Here is a 15,393-nt window from a genome sequence, read left to right on the forward strand (position 1 = left end):
TTTTCTGCATGCAGCGCTAGATTACTTGCGCGCAGCGTCTTCCACCTTCTCGCCAGCGCCCTGCACGTCCTTGCCGGCACCTGCGACGGTGTTGCAACCCGACAGCATACCGACCGACAACACCGACAGCACCAGCAGCACAATTGCACGCTTCATAACAGACTCCTTCGTGGGTAAAGCGGCGGCTTGCCGCAGATCAATCAAATCAAACAACTAGGGTTCAAACAGAACGCAAGGATCAGCACTTACCGTCGCTGCAATTGTCGGCCTTCTTTTCGACCTTCTCGCCTGCACCCTGCATGTCCTTGCCGGCGCCGGCCATAGTATTGCAGCCAGTCATCACACCGGCCGAAAACAGGCCCAGTACCATCAGTGTCAGCAGTCGCTTCATCGGTCTTCCTCAGTTCTGCGTTCGGTGCAGACGCACCGTGTCTGGCGCCAAATCTGACTGCGCGGCCGTGGATTTGATGTGAACGTGGCGTGCTGCGTTCAGCGATCGATCAATCTCGCATCAGTGTCGACTTGCCGAACAGGCTCTCGACCAGATCCACCGCCAGCTCGGCGGTGGCGTTGCGGTTGTCCAGCACCGGATTGAGCTCGACGATGTCCAGCGATCCCATGCGCCCGGTGTCGGCGATCATTTCCATCACCAGCTGCGCTTCGCGGTAATTGGGCCCACCCGGCACGGTGGTGCCCACGCCCGGCGCGATGCTCGGGTCCAGGAAATCCACATCGAAGCTCACATGCAGATGAGTATCCTCGCTCATGCCCTGCAGGGCGGTCTCCATGGTGCGCTTCATGCCGGCCTCGTCGATGTAGCGCATGTCGTAGACATCGATGCGGTGCTGCTTGATCAGGCGCTTCTCCTCCGGGTCCACCGAGCGGATGCCGATCTGCCGCACCTGCTCGGGCAGCAATGCCGGTGCGCTGCCGCCCAGATGCGTCAGCGCCTGCGGGCCCAGCCCGCACAGGCAGGCCACCGGCATGCCGTGCACATTGCCCGACGGCGTCACCTCGCTGGTATTGAAGTCCGAGTGCGCATCCAGCCACAGCACCCGCAGCGGGCGTTGCTGCTCGCGGCAATAGTTGGCCACGGCGGTGATCGAGCCGATGCCCAGGCAGTGGTCGCCACCGAGCATGATCGGCATGCGGCCGGCGCGCAGCTGCGCATAGCTGGCCTCCATCAGCGCCTGGTTCCAGGCCACCACCTCGTCCAGATGGCGGTAGCCGGCCTGCGGGGCCTGCCAGGGATTGCGCGGGCCATCCAGATTGCCCAGATCGCGCACCTCCACGCCGCGGCCGATCAAGGCCTCCTGCAGCCCGGCGATGCGCAACGCCTCTGGCCCCATCCGCGCACCACGGTGGCCGGCACCGATGTCGGTGGGAACGCCAATCAGGGAAATCGGCAGGTACTGCGTCGCCATGCATTGCTCCAGCATCGAGAAAGCGCTGAAGTCTAGTCGCCGGCTCGCGCACTGACGCGCGGCAGCGCAGCACGGCGCCCGGCGTGCGTCACCGATCACGCAATCGCATCTGCCACTGCAGCAATCCAAAGTGCGGCCGATACTGCGTGGCGGGCAAACGTCGGACCGGCACGGACGGCAGGCGCAACGCCGCAGTGCAGGGTGCGATGCAGTCCGCCGTGGCGCTACCAGGTACCGGCCGCGGCCGCTTGGCGGCGCCAACGCGTTCCCGATGGCTGCTCGAAGTGACGTGGTTGGGCAGTTTGTGGCGTATCTGCGCTTTGCGGGCTGTGCTTGTCTGACCGCACAGTTAAGAGATTGGGGCTGCTATGACGATGGCCGAAGGTGCCGATGCTACTGTTCGCCCGCCAGCGCGGGTCCCGGTGTCATCGACAGGGTCTTTCATCGCGCAGCGGGTTTCGTACAAGGGGAGGATTTCATGCCGCATAACGCCGTCAACCAGGTCGTCAAGGCTGCCGTGGGCGAGGTCGCGCGGGCGTCGCATCACTACGATCTGCTGCGCATCGGGCGCGAGTTTGCGCAGACCATCGAGCGCGAGCCGGGCATCCGTCTGTTGATGCTGTCCACTGCCGACGGGCGTGCCATCGCCGAGCAATCCAGCCTGGACGTGGATGCTCGCCGTCTGGCAGCGATGGCCAACTCGTTCCTGACCCTGGGCGAGACCCTGGCGCGCGAATCCGGTCTGAGCGAAGCCGATTACGCCACCGTCAGTACGCGTGGCGGGCAGCTGGTGCTGATCCGCATTCGCGCCGACAGACCGTTGACGCTCACTGCGGTGGGCGGCAGCGACCTCAACGCCGCGGCGCTGCTGTTCAATGCGCGCGACTGCGCCGGCCGCCTGGCGACAGCGCTGGCGCAGCCGACGAACTGAGCGCTTGGCACTGTTCGTGCTTGCGCCAGTGCACTGATTTCTCACCGCTCGTAAGGACGACCCGTGTCAAAACTCAATCTGGAACACCTGCATTCGATCGCCGGCTTCGTCGGTGCTGCCCTGGTCGATAGCGACAGCGGCATGGCGCTGGGCATGACCGGCGGCACCGATCTCAACCTGGAACTTGCCGCGGCCGGCAATACCGAAGTGGTGCGTGCCAAGCGCCGTATCGCCGAGCAGCTCGGCCTCAACGACACCATCGAAGACATCCTGATCACCCTGGCACGCCAGTACCACCTGCTGCGCCCGCTGGAGAGCAACGGCACGTTGTTCCTGTATGTCGTACTGGATCGCGCCAAGGCCAATCTGGCCATGGCCCGTCACGAACTCAAGGCGTTCGAGAAGACCCTGGATTTCGGTTGATGCCCACTAGGCGGCGCACGCGCGTCGCCTGCCCGGCCTGCCGGTCCGCATCGGCAGGCACCGCACTTTCTCCGCGCCGACGCGGCGCCATGTCATGACCTCACCCATTCACACCATGCGGGTCGCCACGGCCGGCCTGGACCTGCTGCACACCACGCGCCTGAAACTGGCGTGCTCGTTGCTGCTGGCCGAGCGCATCGACGTGCAGTTGGGACAATGGCCGCACCACGCCGCCGACGTGGTGGTGCTGGGGCTGGAAAGCGCCGACGGGCTGGCCGCCTGGCAGGCCTTGCAAGGGCAACCCCTGCGGGTGCTGGTGGTGTCGCGAGCACCGGTCGGCGGCGCCTGGCTCAAGCACGGTGCCACCGTGCGCGAACTCAACGAGCAGATGCGCGTGCTGCTGTCCTCCTCCGCGCACGCGCAGGTTGCCGAGCCGGCCCTGCTGATCCGCCATTGCCGCGGCGAATTCGGCACCGCTGCGGTGCTGCTACGCAACGGGCATTTGCAGGTGCGCGTGGACCCGGCCAACGGCTGCGTGCAGCTTCCCGCCGGCATTGCCTTGTCCGAGCTGCTCGCGGCCCTGGATCGCCCCGGTTGGCAGGTTGCACCGGACGCCGCCGACAGCGCACTGAGCCAACGTATTTCGTTCGAAGCGCTGTATTTCGCCCTGCCCGATCACCTGCGCCCCGCGCTGCCGGCGGTCGAACCCAGCCATGCGCTGCAGTTGCGGCAATGGCCGGAGCTGAGCGCCGAGACCAGTTCGCCGGCGCAACTGCTTGCCATTGCCCACCTGCATGCGCGCCCGTGGCGCCCGCAGGCGCTGGCCAAGGCTTGCAAGCTACCGCTGCAAACGGTGGAATGCCTGTTCGCCGCTGCACTCGCCAGCGGCCTTGCCCAGATTGCGGAGATTGCCGTGCCTGCAACGCAGCCCCGTCCGGACAGCAGCAATTCCCGGTTTTTCTCCTGGGTCGCACGTCGCTTTGGCCTCTCTCTCTTTCAGGCGCAGTCATGAGTGTTCCGGCCAACAAACTGGTGTTCGTTGGCGGCATGGGCGCCGGCAAGACCACCGCCGTACGCGCCATCTCGGACGTGGAGCCGGTCAGCACCGAGATGCCGCTCAGCCAGGATGCCTACGGCGACAAGACCTACACCACGGTCGCGCTGGACTACAGCTCGATCGAACTGGAGGACGGCGAGTTGCTGCACGTCTACGGCGTGCCCGGGCAGAAGTACCTGGATTTCATGTGGCCGCTGGTGTGCGACGGCGCGTTGGGCGTGATCGTGCTGGTCAGCGCGCGCGATCCGCAGATGCGCGAAGCCACCCTGGCATTGCTGCGCGAGTTTTCGCAGATCGCACCTGCGGCAAGCCTGGCAGTGGGCATCACCATGACCGACGACATGCAGGACTTCCTGCTGCCGCCGTTCCGCGACGCCCTGGTGGCCGAAGGCTTCCGCATCCCGGTCATGCGCGTGGATGCACGCTCGGCCACCCAGATCACGTTCCTGGTGAAGTCGCTGCTGTCCTATCGTTACACCTCGGCGACCAGCTGATCGGGCGCGTACGTGGCATTGCCGACGTGGTCGGCGAGCGAGAAAAACAAGGAATCCGGTCACGACGGTGCCTGAAAAGGGCGTCACGCGGGGGATGCCGCCTCTAGGGTGGCGGCGACGCGTCCATCTTCCTTGATGCCAGACACGCGACGCGAACGTCATACATGCGAGCGCTTTGCCTGACTTGTTCAGTATGGCGCGCGATCAATAACTAGGGCATCGGGACGTTCCCGACATCGCACAGGACATGCCGGTCATGCGGCATGGGCAATCGCACCGGCCGTAGGCGGCCAGTGCAGCCTGCATCGGCGATCGTGCTGCAGTTGTCGTGCGCGCCCGGCAATGCGTTGGACAGACCGTTCGTCAAGCCGTCTGGCACAGGCATCGACGCGCGGCAGCGGCGGTGCCATCGGTGACGCGCAGCGGAGACCCGATGCGCCGGGATCGGCCGCTGCAGGGCGGCTTCCCCGCCGATGCCAGGTGCTGATCCAGCACCACGATCGGATAAAGTAGCGCGATGACAATCGAACTGAAGCCCGGCGGTCTGCTGATCGCGATCGAAGGTATCGACGGCGCCGGCAAGACCACCCTCGCCCGCAGCCTGGCCACCACGCTGGAAGCGGCCGGCGCGCGCGTGGTGCTGAGCAAGGAACCGACTAATGGCCCGTGGGGCACCCAGCTGCGCCAGTCCGCCGCCACCGGCCGCCTCAGCGCGGACGAAGAAGCCGAGCTGCTGATCCGCGACCGTCACGAGCACGTGGATACCCTGATCGCACCGGCGCTGGCACGCGGCGACATCGTGATCCTGGACCGCTACTTCCCCTCAATGATCGCCTACCAAGGCGCCGCCGGCCTGCCGCTGGACGATCTGCTGGAGCGCAACGCCTTCGCGCCGCGCCCGGACGTGCTGCTGCTGCTCGACCTGCCCCCGCCCAGCGGCCTGGCGCGTATCCGCGCCCGCGGCGATGCACCCAATCACTTCGAAACCCAGGACAACCTGGAACGCTGCCGCAGCATCTTTGCGCAGTTGCAGTTGCCGGGGAAGCACGTCGTGGATGCCAGCGCCGATGCGGACAGCGTGCTTCGCCAGGCCCACGCCATCGTCGTTGCAGCGCTGGCCGAACGCCTGCGCGGCCAGGCCAACCATGCCGACGCCGACAAGGCCGCACTGAAACTGCTATCGGCCGGTCGCCCGGCCTGAGTTGCTGCGCGTACTGTGCGCAGGCAACAGCACCTGGCGCAAGCAATTCGCGTGCTGCGAGCAGATGCCTGTTCTCGACCAATCGAACCCGGGAAAACGGAGGCGTTCTGGGGACGCTAACCCAATAGCGCAGCCGGTACCGAGCTACCCGGACATTCCGGGATGGGACGCAGACCTTCGTGGTGCCGGCACCCGGATTCGAACTGGGGACCTACCGCTTACAAGGCGGTTGCTCTACCAACTGAGCTATGCCGGCAAAGGCAGGCGCGTTGCGCGCCGGTGCGCATTCTAGCGCAGCGCGGCGCAATCTAGCGACCGCTGACGCGCCGCGCCCGCGGTGCCCTGCAATGTGCCGATCGCGGCCGCGCTGCGCACATCGATCCACCAGCGCGATTGCCCGGAGCCGCTGGGCAGCAATTGCGCCGGGAACCCCGCGCCGACCAGGCTGGCCTGACGTCGCTCGGCACGCTCGCGACTCTGGTACTGCCCCAGCGCGATGGTGTTGTTCTCACCCTGGGCAATCACGTAGTAGTCGCCCATGCCGGCGGCGGCGATGCGCTTGACCAAGGCCTGCGCCGCTGCACGATCGCCGACATTGGGCAGCATCACCCGGAACGTACTGATCCCGGCGTCCTTGTCCTCGCGCACGCTGGTGCGCGTGGCCTGACCACGCAGGCGCGCCAGCGCGGCATAGGCTTCGGCGCGCGCCGCGTACGGCCCCAGGCTGGCACAGCGCTCGGGCGCAGCGGCCGGGGTAGGTACCGCTGGCGATGGCTTGATCGCAGCTGCTGCAACCTCGTTCGGTGTTGGAGCGACCTTGGCTGGCGCTGGAACCTGTGCCGATGACTGCAGCGTATCGGTCCGCTTCGCGGCGGCCGCAGCTGGCGACGAAGACGCTGCCGCTGGTGCCGTCGATGTCGATGTCGATACCGGTGCATCCGATGGTGCGGTCGGCGTGGCGTCCGAAGCTGCCGGGGTCGTGCCTGCCTCGCCTGCCGCTGCGGGCCTCGTTGCTGTCGCAGTGCTCGGCAGCACTTCCAAGCGCGCCACACCGGCCGGCTGCGGCGGTGCAGCCACTGCTATCGGTGCCGGTTGCAACGCCCACCACAACGCCACACCGGCATTGAGGACGATCAGGACAACGATGAATGCGCGTACGTACATGCAATGGATTCTAAGAGGGGGTCAGTGACAATGGGCGAGGGCTCGTCGACTTGCTGCCGACGCCAGACGCTGGCGCAGTGTACGAGTACCACCGGTTCGGCCTCACGGCCGCGCCCGCCGCGTGCTCTTAGCAATTGCGTAGCTCGCCATTCAAGGCGCCAGCGCAGACCTCGCCCAGGTCGCCAGCCCATCCAGCACCAGCGCCGCGCGGAAACTGGCACCGGGCAACAACGGCAACAACGGCGGCGCGCCGCCCCCGTGCACCAGCAGCTGCACCGGCACCCCCAGGCTGCGTTGCGCATGCTGCAGGCTGCGCTCGATCAGCGCCACTGCGGCGCCATCGCAGCCGGAAGTCAGTGCGTCGTCGGTGTCGTCGGCCAGCTCGACATAGGCCCCGCCACTGGCCGGCAACTGCACCGCACGCGCATGCAGCGCTTCGCGCATGGTGGTCGGCGAGGCGGCAATACGTCCGCCGTGGTGCCGTCCATCGGCGCCGAGTACGTCGATGGTCAACGCGGTGCCCACGCCGGCCACCAGCACCGGTGCGTCGCCGCGCGCGCCCAGCAGCGCCAGGAAGCGATCCACCCCGAAGCGGCTCGGGTCTGCGTAGGCGATGCGGATGCCGGCGCATTCGGCCGCGGTCCGCACGATGCGCACCTGTTGGAAGCGCTCGCGCAGGCAGCCGAGCATGCGCTGCGTCAATGCCGGCGCAGCCACGCTGGCCACATGCGCAATACGCCCGGTGGGCAAGGCCGACAACGCGGCCGCATCCATCGCCTCGGCACCGTGCGGCCAGGCCTGCACATCGCCGGCGCGGCCGCCCTGCAGCGGTGCGTACTTGAACCGCGAATTCCCCAGGTCGAACAGCCACTCGCTCATGCAGGTCTCACGCTCACTTCTCCGGAGTGGAACAGCCGCACCGTCTGGCCCAGTTGCACCCGCAACGCACCGTCGGCAGCCAGGCCAAGCGCAATGCCGCGATGCCGGGTGCCGGCCTCTTCGACCTGCACTGCGCGCCCGCTCAACACGTCCAATGCCGCATAGCGGCTCAGGAACGGGGCCAGCCCCTGCGCCTCGAACAACTCCAGCGCCGGCAGCAGCGCGGACAACACCGCAGCCACCACGGTCTCGCGCGATACCGTGCGGCCGGCCAGCGTGTCCAGATCCACCCATGGTTGATCGATCGCAGCGGCGGCCGCAGCTGGCATATGTACGTTCAAACCCAGCCCGATCACCGCGCGCGCGTTGCCGGCCATTTCGCCGCCGCCTTCGATCAGCAGGCCGCCCAGCTTGCGCTGGCGCGCCAGCAGATCGTTGGGCCACTTCAGCCCGACATCGGTAAAACCGCAACCACGCAACGCTTCGGCCACCGCCACACCCACGGCCAGGCTGAGCCCGGCCAACTGGCCCAGTCCACCGCTGAAACGGCGCGAGGCCGACAGATAGATGTGCGCACCCAGCGGCGAGGTCCATTGGCGCCCGCGCCGGCCGCGCCCGCCGGTCTGCCGCTCGGCCAGCAGCACCGCCACGCCCCGCTCCGGCGCCGGGCGCGCCAGCAAGCTGGTGTTGGTGGATTCCAGCGTCCAGGCGATCTCCAGCGCAGCCAGGCCTGCCAGCGCATCGGCCGACATCGCCGCACGAATGCGCGCGTCGTCCAGCAGGTCCAGCGGCGCCGCCAGGCGGTAGCCGTCCCCGGCCCGCCCGTCGATGTCGACTCCGGCCGCGCGCAGATTCTGGATGCGCTTCCACACCGCCGCACGGGTCAGCCCGGCATCGCGCGCCAGCGCATCGCCGGATAGCCGGCCGCTCGCAAGTTTGGCCAGCAAGGCGCGGTCATCCACGGCAAGTCCCCAAATCGATCCGTGAAAGTATGCGCCAAGCGTCCGCACCCGCCCACCCTGGCTTGCGTGAGGGAGTGAAAAGCACGTTATGATCGGCGACTCACGCCGCTTGCCCTGGATGTGGACGATGCGCCGAATCACGGTTTGCCTGCTTCTGTTGTTGGCTCCGCTTGCCGCGCTGGCATCGGACCAGCTGGCCGATGGCGATCATGAGAGCTGCGTCAGCAGCAACTCGGCGGCCCGCGGCAGAACCCCCAACGGCGAGCCAGCAACCGCGTCGCGCGCGCCCGCGCACAAGCCCGCGCCGGCCACCGGCGGCGGTGGCAGCGACGGCGACGGCCTGTTCCCACGCATGCGCATGATGCCGCGCTGGCATAGCTTCCTGCCGGGCATGTTCCGCTGATCCAGTGGTTGTTGCGCCGGCTACGCCGGCCGCCCCCCGATGTTCCCGATGCGTTATGGCTGCCGGTCAGCCGCCGCTGTGCCTGGGTCGCTGCGCTCGACCCGTCCCGCCAGCACCGTCTGCGCGCCTTGACCGCGCAGTTCCTGCAGCAAAAGACCATTTCTCCGCTCGACGGGCTGCGGCTGCAACCGCACGATCACGTCCTGCTGGCGGCCATGTGTTGCCTGCCGCTGCTGACCATCGGCGCGGCCGGCTGGCGTGGCTGGTCGCAGCTGATCGTCTACCCGGACGCGTTCCGCGTGCAGCGCACGCACATGGATGCGGCCGGGGTGATGCATGCCTGGGACGACACCCTGATCGGCGAGGCCTGGGAGCAAGGCCCGCTGATCGTCAGCTGGGCCGATGTGCAGGCCGACCTGGACGACCCGCAGGCCGGCTTCAACGTGATCGTGCATGAGATGGCGCACAAGCTCGATGCGCTGGATGGCGCCCTCGACGGCACCCCGCCGCTGCCGCGCGATGCGCAACGCGCCTGGGCACGCGATTTCCAGCGCGCCTTCGATACGTTCTGCCAACGCGTCGATGCAGGCGAAGACACCGAGATCGACCCGTATGCCGCCGAAGCGCCGGAAGAGTTCTTCGCGGTGGTGAGCGAATACCACTTCTCCGCGCCGCAGCTGCTGGCGCGCGTCATGCCGGATGTCGCTGCGCAGCTGACGCGTTTTTATGGACCTTCGCCGTTTGCATCGTCAGCGCAGCGCTGTTGGTGTGGTGACACGCCTGCATGACTTGGGCTGTCGTCATGCAATGCTCTAGCCCGCATCAATCGCATGCGTTCCAACCGACTGACCACCACAATGCGCGATGCCGAACGCGAGACGGATCGACATCGCCAGCGCATTGCCAGGCATTCACACTAGCCCAAGATCGCGCGGCCTGGCACCGGGAAACACCCGTTCCAACTGCGCAGGCGACAATCCCCACAACCGACTCAATACACCGCCGAACAGGCTGCGGTAATTGGTGAGCACCGGGTAATCGCGGTTCTGCAGCAGTTGCGCCTGCGCAACGGCGACCTGCTCGCCCGCGATCCGACCGCCGCGCACGCTGCCACCCAGCACCCAGTAGGCGGTGCCGTGCCCGTGATCGGTGCCCTTGCTGCCGTTTTCGCGAAAGGTGCGGCCGAACTCGGACAGCACCACCACCACGGTGTCCTTCCATGCCGGTCCCAGGGCGTCGGCGTACGCCGCCAGCCCTTCGCCCAGATTGCGCAGATTGTTCGCCAGGCCGCCTTCGACACTGCCCTGATTGGCGTGCGTGTCCCAGCCGCCGACATCGACAAAGCCCAGCCGATAACGCTCGCGCATCAGGCTTGCCATGCGCCGGGTTTCGTCGGCGAAGGAGCGCGCACTGGCGGCGCCGCGACCGGCCTGCTCCATCTCTTCGCGCAGCTGCGCGGTGACCTGCCGACGCAGGGCCAGTCCTTCGCGCGCGGCCGCTGCCAGCGGCGTCGCGTCGTACATCTGCGACAGGATCTGCGCCTGACGCGCATCCAGACCGCCCTTGCCGATGCCCCGCAACGACACATTGGGCAAGTCGCCGCCGCCCTGGAAGGTCAGCGGCAAGGAATCGGTAAAGGCAATCGCAGGCACTCCGCTCAGCACACCCGACAGGCGCGCCATGAAGCCGGAACGATAATCGCGGCGCTGGCGGCCGGCCTGTCCGGATTCGATATCGTCCTGGGTCTCGAAGTGACTGCGCGACAGATCGTCGGTGCCGGCAAACGGCACGAATGCCAATTGCTGGCGTTGCCACAGCGGCAACAGCGCATCGCGCATCACCGGGTTGAGACCCCATTGCGCATCCAGCGCAACGGCACTGTTCGGATTGGCCGCATCCGGTCGTGCGATCGCCAGGGTCGGGCGCGCCTGGTAATAAAAATCGCTGGCATGCGGCACCAGCAGATTGTTGCTGTCGTAGCCGCCACGCAGAAACACCACCAGCATGCGCGCGCTGTCGCGTGGCGCAGCAAACAGGCGACCGCTCCAGGGCAGACTCGCGGCCGCTGCGGAAGCAAGCAGAAATTGACGTCGTTGCATGGCGCGCTCCCATGGCGATGGTCGCCAATAGACTGTTGAAACAGCAGGCGTTGACTCGGCAGCCGTTGCATCGGCGACGTTCGAATCAGCGATAGTTGAAGTCCGGCGATGACAGCAGGAATCCATTCCACTCTGCGGGCGAACGCGCCTGCCCCAGGGCATCACGCGTGGCACTGGACAGCGACGGTGCGGCCCAGCGGTACGATGGGCGCATGTCGATCTGGGTCAGCGCCGGCAGTGGCGTGTCGTTATCGCCATCCAAGCGGAACAGTTGCTTGGGCCCGCCACCCAGCGCACGCGCCACCTCGAAGCGCCGCGCCAGTTGCCCGGAGCTGGTCCATGCCTGCGATTGCAGCGACCAGCCATCGGGGGTGATGCGCCCGAACAGCGGCCCGCCGAGTTGCTGCACCCAGCTCACCATTGGCGCGGCATTGACCACCGGCTGGCCCTCGTACGCCAGCCGCATCGCCGAAACCACGAACCGGTTCGGGTCCTTGAACTTGCGCGGTTGCGCCTGCGCAAACTCCGCCGAGTCCAGCATGGCCTGCATGACGCTGGCGATGTCGCCATCGCTGCGTCGAAACGTGTTCGCCATGCGCTCGACCAGCGCGGCCGGCGGCTTGTCGCTGACAAAATACTCGGCCAGACGCTGCGACACGAACTGCGCGCATGCCGGCTGCCGCACCAACAGCTGCACCGCACGCTCGATCTCATCCAGCCCGCCCGCGGCGATGCGCTGGCCCAGCAAGGTCTTGTCGCCGGGTTGATGACGCGCAGGATTGAATTCGAACAGCCCCTTGCGCACCACCTGCGGTTGCCCCGGCGCAGCAGTCGACAGGGGCGGAACGCCCTCGGCCTTGACCGGCACTAGACCGGCACCGGTGAGGATCAGTGCCAGTTGCTGCACATCCTGCTGGCTGTAACCGCCATGCACGCCAAGCGTATGCAACTCCATCAGTTCGCGCGCGTAATTTTCGTTGATCTTGCCTCTGGCGTTCTTGGCGTTGTCCAGATATTCCAGCATCGCCGGGCTTTCCAGCGTCGCCATCACCAGGTCGGCAAACTTGCCGGTGGCATGCGGGCGGATCGCATTTTCCATGTAATCGGCCACCATCCATTTCACCCGCCCCTTGTCGGCGTACACGCTGAAATGGTTGAGCCAGAACCACACCAGCTGCTCGCGCGTCTGCTCCGGCGCATACACCGCACGCAACAGCTGTGCCTGGCGCGCCTGGGTCAGCATCTGCCCGCCACGCGCCTGCCACGCCTTGCGCAAGGCGGTCTTTTCGTCGCCATCTGGCATGCCTTGCAGGCGGATCTTGTCGGCCTCGTACTGCATCAGCAAGGTCGGCAGGGGCGTGTGCAATGCATCGAATTGCTGCAGTTGTGCATGGATCGGCGCTGGCAATGCCGCATCGTCGCTGGCTTGCAACAGCAACCTGCCGTAGCGCCTGGGACCGAGCCGCTGCAGCTGCGCTACGCTATCGGTATCTACGCCGTAGGTCGCACGCTGCAGCCAGCGCGTCTGTGCCGGCGTCAGTGCCGAATGGGCAGCACTGCACGACATGGCGAAGGCACAGCCCGCCAACAGCCATGCCAGCTGCCAGCGGTGACGGCCGGGCGCGCCCACTGGACGCTCGCTGAGCCAACGCATCTGTGCATTGCGCTCGAACATGCAGCTCTCCATCGCAACAGCCTGGAAGCAGCTCAGTATGGTCAAGCCAACGCGCGGGGCGTTAAACGGTTGTCGGAATGCGCTGCGACGTTGACCACGGGTTCATTCCGCAGCGCAGGCCGGTCACAGTCCCGGCGGCAGGGTCACGTCGAAGCGGGCGCCGCCCAGTTCCTGCGAGCGCACCACCTGCAGCTCGCCGCGGTAGGCCTTGATCAGATCCTGCACGATCGACATGCCGATGCCGTGGCCTTGCACGCGCTCGTCGCCACGCACGCCACGCTGCAGGATCTTGGCCACATCTTCCGGCGCGATGCCCGGGCCATCGTCTTCCACCGACAGGATCAATCCGGCACGACGGCTGCCGGTGGTAGGACCGGGCTGTGCGGTCAGCAGCACGCGGCTGCGTGCCCACTTGAAGCCATTTTCCAGCAGGTTGCCCAGCAGTTCCTGCAGATCGCCCGGCTCGCCATGGAAGCGCGCGTCGGGCGAAATATCGAACTCGCACAACACGCCCTTGACCGAATAGACCTTCTCCAATCCGCGCACGATCTCTTCGGCGGTCGACTCGATCGGCAGCGGTGCGGCAAACAGCTTGTGCCCGCTGGAAGCCGCGCGTGCGAGCTGGTAGGACACCAGATCGTTCATACGGCGCAGCTGCACATCCATCTCCTCGTGGAGATCGCGCTCGGACTGACCGCTATCGAGCTGGGTGCGCAATACCGCGATCGGCGTCTTGAGGCTGTGTGCGAGATCGGCCAGCGTATTGCGCTGGCGGTCCAGATTGTCGCGCTCGCTCTCGATGAAGGCGTTGATGCTTTCGGTCAGCGGCTCCAGCTCGCGCGGGTGTTGTTCGCTCATGCGCTGGATCTCGCCGCGCTGCACCTTGGTCAACTCGTTGATGACCCGCCGCAGCGGACGCAGGCTCCACTGCAGGATGAACGCCTGCAGCACCAGCAGCACCACACCGGCGCTGCCGAGATAGAACCACACCGCGCCACGGAACACGCGCAGCTGCGCGCCCATCGAGCGCGCATCTTCCATCACGTAGATGGTGTACGGAATCTCGCCGCCGTGTTCGCGCTCGACGTAACTCACGCCCAGGCCGTAGCGGTACAGCTGGCCCACGCTGCCGTCGATCTGGGTCATCTCCAGCGGGCCGATGAACTCTTCCTGGCGTGGCTCGAGCATGCGCCCGTGCGGAATGTTCGGGCCTTCGGCCGACATCGAGGTCCAGCTCTCGTCCGGGCGCACGACTTCCACGTACAGCCCGCCGCCGGGCACATCGAAACGCGGATCCGGCGGCTGGCCGCCGATATACAGCGAGCCGTCGCGGACGAAATCGATATTGGCGGCGTACGCAGAGGCGTAGTTCTTCAGCCGCTCGCGCAGATTCTTTTCGGCGGTGTCGGCAAACGCGACATCCAGCGCATAACCCGCCAGTGCAAGGAAGGCCACCAGACTGAGGCTGGCGGCCAGCAACTGGCGGGCCTGCAGGGAGCGCGGCCGCCAGCGTCTATACCACTTGGAGCGGCCCGGCACCTGATCTTCCTGCTTGCCGATGCGCGGACTCAGCCTTCTGTACGCGGAATGGCGAAACGATAGCCGCGACCGCGTACCGTCTCGATCGGCTTGAGCTCACCATCGGGATCGAGCTTCTTGCGCAGGCGCCCGATGAAAACTTCCAGCACGTTCGAATCGCGATCGAAATCCTGCTGATAGATGTGCTCGGTCAGATCGGCCTTGGAGACCAGTTCGCCGGCATGCATCATCAGGTACTCGAGCACCTTGTACTCGTAACTGGTCAGATCCACGTTGGCGCCATTGACGCTGACCGTCTGCGCTGCCAGATCCAGCGCGACCGGGCCGCATTCCAGGGTCGGCTTGCTCCAGCCCGCCGCGCGCCGCAGCAGCGCATTGACGCGCGCCAGCAACTCTTCGACATGGAACGGCTTGACCAGGTAATCGTCGGCACCCTGCTTGAGGCCTTCGACCTTGTCCTGCCAGCTCGAACGCGCGGTCAGGATCAGCACCGGGAACTTCTTGCCCTCATCGCGCAGCGCCTTGATCAGTTCCATGCCCGACATCTTGGGCAGGCCGAGATCGATGATGCCGACATCGAACGGGACTTCGCGGCCCATGTACAGGCCTTCTTCGCCGTCTTGTGCAGCGTCGACAGCAAAGCCTTCACGCTTCAGACGCGCGGCAAGGGTCTCGCGCAGCGGAGCTTCGTCTTCGACCAAAAGGATACGCATGCACTCTCCCTAGTTACGTTGTCGGCCAATTGCCGGGGGATTTATAAGACTGAACGCAGAACTATCTACGCCTAGTGGTTATCGTCGCGTGGTGGCACATCGAGTGGCGCCTGGCTGCGCGGCGGCGCGGCCTGCATCTGCTCCGACTCGTACACGGTGTGCACACGGCCATCCTTCATGTACTTGACCCGGTTGAGATTGCCCCCATCGAACGGCACGCGTTCGGCGCTGAGGATCTGTCCACCGGTGGACCGTTGCACCTGCCGAATGGTGTCCGAGAGTGTGCGTCCATTGCCGCGCGCCGATGGCGGCAACGCCTCGCGTCCCGCATGCGACATCGGATATCCCTGTCCCCACGCCGACGGCGTTGCCATGGCTACCCCAAGGGCAACCAGGACGACATAGCGAGCGCGGCAGAACGGCTGGGTC

18 protein-coding genes and 1 tRNA gene are annotated in these 15,393 nt (G+C 66.3%); 7 read left to right on the forward strand and 12 right to left on the reverse strand.

Annotated features, from left to right (window positions below; all coding sequences use genetic code 11):
• Nucleotides 1–21: 21 nt before the first annotated feature.
• The 3 genes from FHT09_RS12115 to rocF form a co-directional block, all read right to left on the reverse strand.
• The gene (locus FHT09_RS12115; RefSeq protein ID WP_016904515.1) at nucleotides 22–156 is read right to left on the reverse strand and encodes an entericidin A/B family lipoprotein; all 135 of its coding nucleotides are present in this window, start codon (nucleotides 154–156) and stop codon (nucleotides 22–24) included.
• Between the two features lie 82 nt (nucleotides 157–238).
• Entirely contained in the window at nucleotides 239–391 is a 153-nt protein-coding gene (locus FHT09_RS12120) for an entericidin A/B family lipoprotein (protein WP_006451340.1), read from the reverse strand.
• A 109-nt stretch (nucleotides 392–500) separates the two neighbouring features.
• Complete coding sequence (gene rocF / locus FHT09_RS12125; protein ID WP_104605866.1) at nucleotides 501–1,424, reverse strand: arginase; 924 nt, start codon at nucleotides 1,422–1,424, stop codon at nucleotides 501–503.
• A gap of 478 nt (nucleotides 1,425–1,902) precedes the next feature.
• Between rocF and FHT09_RS12130 the strand changes: the two genes are divergently transcribed.
• From FHT09_RS12130 to tmk, 5 genes are all read left to right on the forward strand, one after another.
• Nucleotides 1,903–2,355 (forward strand): roadblock/LC7 domain-containing protein, encoded by a 453-nt coding sequence (locus FHT09_RS12130; protein ID WP_104605823.1) that lies wholly within the window; start codon nucleotides 1,903–1,905, stop codon nucleotides 2,353–2,355.
• Between the two features lie 63 nt (nucleotides 2,356–2,418).
• The gene (locus FHT09_RS12135; RefSeq protein WP_016904518.1) at nucleotides 2,419–2,778 is read left to right on the forward strand and encodes a hypothetical protein; all 360 of its coding nucleotides are present in this window, start codon (nucleotides 2,419–2,421) and stop codon (nucleotides 2,776–2,778) included.
• A 94-nt stretch (nucleotides 2,779–2,872) separates the two neighbouring features.
• Nucleotides 2,873–3,790 carry a hypothetical protein gene (locus FHT09_RS12140; protein ID WP_104605824.1) on the forward strand — a complete coding sequence of 306 codons (918 nt, stop codon included), beginning with the start codon at nucleotides 2,873–2,875 and terminating at the stop codon, nucleotides 3,788–3,790.
• Nucleotides 3,787–4,329: a GTPase gene (locus FHT09_RS12145; protein WP_104537691.1), complete on the forward strand. Its 543-nt coding sequence runs from the start codon at nucleotides 3,787–3,789 to the stop codon at nucleotides 4,327–4,329. The genes FHT09_RS12140 and FHT09_RS12145 overlap by 4 nt, the downstream gene beginning before the upstream one ends.
• Before the next feature lie 517 nt (nucleotides 4,330–4,846).
• Complete coding sequence (gene tmk / locus FHT09_RS12150; RefSeq protein WP_104605825.1) at nucleotides 4,847–5,530, forward strand: dTMP kinase; 684 nt, start codon at nucleotides 4,847–4,849, stop codon at nucleotides 5,528–5,530.
• A 180-nt stretch (nucleotides 5,531–5,710) separates the two neighbouring features.
• On the opposite strand, the gene FHT09_RS12155 is transcribed toward tmk, so the two are convergent.
• From FHT09_RS12155 to birA, 4 genes are all read right to left on the reverse strand, one after another.
• A tRNA-Thr gene (locus tag FHT09_RS12155) sits at nucleotides 5,711–5,786 on the reverse strand.
• A gap of 32 nt (nucleotides 5,787–5,818) precedes the next feature.
• Nucleotides 5,819–6,694: an SPOR domain-containing protein gene (locus FHT09_RS12160; RefSeq protein ID WP_104605826.1), complete on the reverse strand. Its 876-nt coding sequence runs from the start codon at nucleotides 6,692–6,694 to the stop codon at nucleotides 5,819–5,821.
• Between the two features lie 150 nt (nucleotides 6,695–6,844).
• On the reverse strand, nucleotides 6,845–7,573 hold the full coding sequence (locus FHT09_RS12165; protein ID WP_104605827.1) for a type III pantothenate kinase: 729 nt from the start codon (nucleotides 7,571–7,573) through the stop codon (nucleotides 6,845–6,847).
• Entirely contained in the window at nucleotides 7,570–8,583 is a 1,014-nt protein-coding gene (gene birA, locus FHT09_RS12170; protein WP_308686683.1) for a bifunctional biotin--[acetyl-CoA-carboxylase] ligase/biotin operon repressor BirA, read from the reverse strand. Before birA ends, FHT09_RS12165 begins: the two co-directional genes overlap by 4 nt.
• Nucleotides 8,584–8,623: 40 nt before the next feature.
• Between birA and FHT09_RS12175 the strand changes: the two genes are divergently transcribed.
• Both FHT09_RS12175 and FHT09_RS12180 read left to right on the forward strand, forming a co-directional pair.
• A complete protein-coding gene (locus tag FHT09_RS12175) occupies nucleotides 8,624–8,938 on the forward strand; it encodes a hypothetical protein (protein WP_104537686.1) in 315 nt (104 codons plus the stop codon).
• Between the two features lie 8 nt (nucleotides 8,939–8,946).
• The gene (locus tag FHT09_RS12180) at nucleotides 8,947–9,726 is read left to right on the forward strand and encodes a M90 family metallopeptidase (protein ID WP_104605829.1); all 780 of its coding nucleotides are present in this window, start codon (nucleotides 8,947–8,949) and stop codon (nucleotides 9,724–9,726) included.
• A 123-nt stretch (nucleotides 9,727–9,849) separates the two neighbouring features.
• Here the strand turns inward: FHT09_RS12180 and FHT09_RS12185 are convergent, their stop codons facing one another.
• From FHT09_RS12185 to FHT09_RS12205, 5 genes are all read right to left on the reverse strand, one after another.
• Entirely contained in the window at nucleotides 9,850–11,037 is a 1,188-nt protein-coding gene (locus tag FHT09_RS12185) for a DUF1501 domain-containing protein (protein ID WP_104537684.1), read from the reverse strand.
• A gap of 85 nt (nucleotides 11,038–11,122) precedes the next feature.
• Complete coding sequence (locus FHT09_RS12190; protein WP_258077200.1) at nucleotides 11,123–12,691, reverse strand: DUF1800 domain-containing protein; 1,569 nt, start codon at nucleotides 12,689–12,691, stop codon at nucleotides 11,123–11,125.
• 144 nt (nucleotides 12,692–12,835) lie between these two features.
• Nucleotides 12,836–14,206, reverse strand: a complete 1,371-nt coding sequence (locus tag FHT09_RS12195) for an ATP-binding protein (RefSeq protein WP_024939071.1) — start codon at nucleotides 14,204–14,206, stop codon at nucleotides 12,836–12,838.
• Nucleotides 14,207–14,280: 74 nt separating this feature from the next.
• Nucleotides 14,281–14,964 (reverse strand): response regulator transcription factor, encoded by a 684-nt coding sequence (locus FHT09_RS12200; protein WP_002808458.1) that lies wholly within the window; start codon nucleotides 14,962–14,964, stop codon nucleotides 14,281–14,283.
• A gap of 71 nt (nucleotides 14,965–15,035) precedes the next feature.
• Nucleotides 15,036–15,338: a hypothetical protein gene (locus FHT09_RS12205; RefSeq protein ID WP_104537682.1), complete on the reverse strand. Its 303-nt coding sequence runs from the start codon at nucleotides 15,336–15,338 to the stop codon at nucleotides 15,036–15,038.
• Between the last annotated feature and the right edge of the window lie 55 nt (nucleotides 15,339–15,393).

Source organism: Xanthomonas sp. CFBP 8152 (genome assembly GCF_014199025.1).
Classification (GTDB): domain Bacteria; phylum Pseudomonadota; class Gammaproteobacteria; order Xanthomonadales; family Xanthomonadaceae; genus Xanthomonas; species Xanthomonas arboricola_B.